6 protein-coding genes are annotated in these 3788 nt (G+C 73.3%); 4 read left to right on the top strand and 2 right to left on the bottom strand.

The features are described 5' to 3' along the window. The 4 genes from G6030_RS10100 to G6030_RS10115 form a co-directional block, all read left to right on the top strand. The coding region (locus G6030_RS10100) for an NAD(P)H-hydrate dehydratase (RefSeq protein ID WP_277817446.1) at window positions 1-289 on the top strand (289 nt) is incomplete at its 5' end. Window positions 290-314: 25 nt separating this feature from the next. Further along, window positions 315-848, top strand: a complete 534-nt coding sequence (locus G6030_RS10105) for a transporter substrate-binding domain-containing protein (protein ID WP_007627745.1) — start codon at window positions 315-317, stop codon at window positions 846-848. Between the two features lie 13 nt (window positions 849-861). Then, entirely contained in the window at window positions 862-1836 is a 975-nt protein-coding gene (locus tag G6030_RS10110; RefSeq protein WP_007627744.1) for a cation transporter, read from the top strand. A 69-nt stretch (window positions 1837-1905) separates the two neighbouring features. After that, window positions 1906-2409, top strand: coding sequence for a hypothetical protein (locus G6030_RS10115; protein WP_007627743.1), 504 nt, complete (start codon window positions 1906-1908; stop codon window positions 2407-2409). Window positions 2410-2446: 37 nt separating this feature from the next. Here the strand turns inward: G6030_RS10115 and G6030_RS10120 are convergent, their stop codons facing one another. Continuing rightward, on the bottom strand, window positions 2447-2968 hold the full coding sequence (locus G6030_RS10120; protein WP_182643024.1) for a hypothetical protein: 522 nt from the start codon (window positions 2966-2968) through the stop codon (window positions 2447-2449). 64 nt (window positions 2969-3032) lie between these two features. Then, the coding region (gene nadC, locus G6030_RS10125) for a carboxylating nicotinate-nucleotide diphosphorylase (RefSeq protein ID WP_182643025.1) at window positions 3033-3788 on the bottom strand (756 nt) is incomplete at its 5' end.

The following is a 3788-nucleotide window of genomic DNA, read 5'->3' on the forward strand; positions in this document are numbered from 1 at the left end:
CGTCGTGTCCGGCACGTCGACCTCGTGGATCGCCACCCCGGACGGCCGTCTCTGGCGGGACGAGTCGGGATCGTTCGGCCTCGGCGTCTCCGGTTCCGGCGACGTCAAGGCCGGCCTCATCGCCGGGCTGTTGGCCCGAGGGGCTGATCCGGCACAGGCCGCCGCGTGGGCCACCTACGGTCACGGCCGGGCCGGCGAGCGCCTGTCCGGCCGGGTGGGTCCGACGGGCTTCCTCGCCCGCGAGCTGCTCCCCGAGGTACCGGGGATCCTGGTAGAACTCTCCTCCTGAGCAGACCGTCGAGAGGGTGTCAGTCATGCAGGTCCGGCAACGTGGGACCCCGGTCGGCCGGTCGCGCCGGGCCAGGGGACCGAACGCGCTCGTCGTCGTCCTCCTCCTCGCCCTCACCGGCGCCCTGACCGCCGCCTGCGGCGGGCCGTTCCCCAAGGACACCGACGGCAGCCTCGACCGGATCACCGGGGGCGTGCTGCGCGTGGGTGTGTCCGAGAACCCGCCGTGGACCGAGGTGTACGACGACGGGCGCGTCGCCGGGAGGGAGGTCGACCTGGTCCGTGGGTTCGCCGCCGAGCACGGGGCCGACGTGGAATGGACGCCCGGCGCGGAGAGCGAACTGGTGATGGCGATGGTCCGCGGCGATCTCGACGTGGTCGTCGGTGGGTTGACGTCCGATACCCCGTGGGAGAAAGAGGTGGCGGTGACCCGGCCCTACGCCGATGAGGTCACGCCGGACGGCGACACCGAGCAGATGGTCATGGCCACGCCGCTCGGCGAGAACGCCCTGCTCGTGGCGCTGGAGACGTACCTCGCCGGAACCGGGGAGGCGTCATGAGCGAGGAGGCGTCATGAGCGGGACGACGGCGCTGGGAGGTCGGGACCTGCCCGACGAGCAGCAGGCCGCACTGCGTCGCGCCATCCGGCTGGAGTGGGTGACCCTCGCCGTTCTCGCCGTGACGGTCGCGGCGGTGTACGCCGTATCGGGACAGTCTCAGGCGATGAAGGCGGCGTGGATAGAAGACTCGTTGTCCTTTCTCCCGCCGATCGCGTTCCTCGTGGCCGTCCGCGTGTCGCGGATCCCGCCGAGCGCGCGCTTCCCGTACGGGCGCCATCGGGCGGTGGGCATCGGGCACCTCGTGGCCGGCGTGTCGCTGCTGGTCATGGGCGCGTTCCTCATCGTCGACTCGGGCACCGGGCTGATCACCGGCGAGCGGCCCCCGCTGGGTGTGGTGGAGCTCGGCGGGCACGTCATCTGGTCCGGGTGGCTGATGGTGGTGGTGATGGCGCTGTCGGTGATCGGGCCGTTCATCCTCGGCCGGATGAAGCTCGCGCCGGCCGAGGCGCTGCACGACAAGGTGCTCTTCGCCGACGCCGCCATGAACCGCGCCGACTGGAAGACCGGGCTGGCCACGATCGTCGGGGTCTTCGGGATCGGCCTGGGGCTGTGGTGGGCGGACGCGGTCGCGGCGCTGGTGGTGAGCGTGTCGATCGTCAGTGACGGCTGGTCCAATCTGCGCGGCGCGATCGAGGGGCTGGCCGACGCGCGCCCCACCCGCTTCGACGGCACCGACCCCCACCCGCTCGTCTACGAGATCGACGCACTGCTGGCCGAGGTCGACTGGGCGGTGGACCGCGGCGCGCGCGTGCGTGACGAGGGGCACGTCTTCCACGTGGAGGCCTTCCTCGTCCCCGCCGAGGGCCGGGAGGTCACCGTCGAGCGACTGGCGGAGGTCCGGCGGGGGCTGGCGGCGCTGAGCTGGAAGATCGAGGACGTCGTGGTGACGGTGGTGCCGGAGGTACTGGACGCGCACCGGCCGTGCTGACGCGCGCACCGGCCGCGCACCGGCTGCGCACCGGCTGCGGATCGCCGTAAGGGCTGGCAGTCTCGGGGCATGACCACACTCGACGACATCCGCACCGCCATCGACGCCGCCACCGAGCCCGAGCAGCCCGCGCTGGAGCGGGCCCGCATGATCATCGTCGACAAGCTCGGCGAGCGCGACAGCCTGGGACTCGACGAGCTGATCGAGTCGGTGTGCGAGGCGTACGACGCGCACTCGGGTGAGCCGTTGCGGCTGGTCGACGTCGACCCGTCCGCCCCCGAGACCGACACCCCCGCCCTGCGGAACCTGCGCTACGCCCGCGCCGCGCGCACGGCGATCATCGCGCTGCTCGACGAGGGGACGATCGTGGCGGTCGAACCGCTGCCCGGCGACGGTGAGATGGTCCGCGCCACCGGCGAGGGGGACCCCGCGGGAGAAGACCACGACGACGACGAGGTCACCGCCGCCAAGGAGACCACCGACGCGGCGGCCGCGAAGGCCGGGGCCGAGGAGGTCGTCGTCGCGACGGGCCCGCAGCCGGAGGGGCGGCGGTTCTCGCTGGCCGACCGCTGATCCCCCCGCCGGCGGGTCCGGGGCCCGGCGGGGCGTCCTACAGGGTGACGGTCTCGTCCGGGTGGTCGGTGTCCTTGAGCGGCTTCTGCGCCCCGCCGGAGAGGGTCGTCTCGCCGAGGCGGGCCTCCCTGTAGCGCTCGGCCTGCGCCTGGGTGATGGGTTCGCGGGAACCGTCCTTGGCGTAGCAGACCGGCAGCCAGGCGCCCTCGTCGTCCACGCGGGCGACGATCCGCTGACGGAGGCGGAACGGCTGGATGGAGTCCGACCACGCCACCAGCAGGTCGAGGTTCCCGCCGCGGGCGTCGGGCGTCGAGTCGGTGCTGCAGAAGTGCTGCACGCTGCGCCACACCGCGAACTGCGCGCCGGACACGGACAGCGGGTCGACGGTCGCGGCCTTCGGCGCGCGGGCGGACCGGGTGCGGGTGGCCTTGGCGGGTGCCGGCGGCGGGGGCGGGGAGGTGTTCTCCCCTGCCTCGACGCGGCGCCGGGCCTCCTCCATCCGCTGCAGTCGTCGCTCCGCCGCCGTGCTCTTCTCGCCTGAGTCCCAGAACCCCGTCATGGCAGACGACTTTACGCGGCCTCCCGCTCAGCGCCCGAGCCCGAACGCCCCCGTGGGGCGGACCTCACAGGTCCAGGCCCAGATCGAGTACTGCCACGGAGTGGGTCAGGCCCCCGACCGCGAGATAGTCGACGCCGCAGCGCGCGTAGTCGGCGGCCACGTCGAGCGTGAGCCCGCCGCTGGACTCCAGCCGCGTGCCCGGCGAGACCTTGTCGCGGCGCTGCACCGCGATCTGCGTCTGCCACACCGGGAAGTTGTCCAGCAGCACCAGGTCGACGCCCGCGGCCAGCATCTGGTCGAGTTGCTCCAGGGAGTCCACCTCGACCTCGCACGGCAGCTCCGGGAAGCGTTCGCGGACGGCCGTCAGCGCCGGGAGGACCCCACCCGCGGCGACGACGTGGTTGTCCTTGACGAGCACCGCGTCGCCCAGGCCCAGGCGGTGGTTGACCCCGCCGCCGCACCGCACCGCGTACTTCTGCAGCAGCCGCATCCCGGGCATCGTCTTGCGCGTGTCGCGGACCGCGCATCTCGTGCCGGCGAGTTCGTCGGCCCACGCGCGGGTGGCGGTCGCGACCCCGGACAGGTGACACACCAGGTTGAGCAGCGTGCGCTCGGCGGTGAGCAGCCCGAGGGTGGGCGCGCTGATCTCGGCCACGACGTCACCGGCCGCCACGCGGTCGCCGTCGCGGGCGTGGAGGGTCACGGAGAAGCCGGAACCGCCCGCGCCCCGGCCGAGCACCTCGGCCAGCACCATCTCGATCAGCGGCAGGCCGGCCACCACGCCGTCGGATCGGGTCGCCAGTCGCGCGGTGGCCCGGGC

The organism is Dietzia sp. E1 (assembly GCF_014145015.1).
Taxonomy (GTDB): Bacteria; Actinomycetota; Actinomycetes; order Mycobacteriales; family Mycobacteriaceae; genus Dietzia; species Dietzia cinnamea_A.

Bases quoted from the DNA above. Each gene is read 5' to 3' on its own strand.
- G6030_RS10115 (WP_007627743.1), top strand. From the start codon at position 1,906: ATGACCACACTCGACGACATCCGCACCGCCATCGACGCCGCCACCGAG.
- G6030_RS10120 (WP_182643024.1), bottom strand. From the start codon at position 2,968: ATGACGGGGTTCTGGGACTCAGGCGAGAAGAGCACGGCGGCGGAGCGA.
- G6030_RS10110 (WP_007627744.1), top strand. From the start codon at position 862: ATGAGCGGGACGACGGCGCTGGGAGGTCGGGACCTGCCCGACGAGCAG.
- G6030_RS10105 (WP_007627745.1), top strand. From the start codon at position 315: ATGCAGGTCCGGCAACGTGGGACCCCGGTCGGCCGGTCGCGCCGGGCC.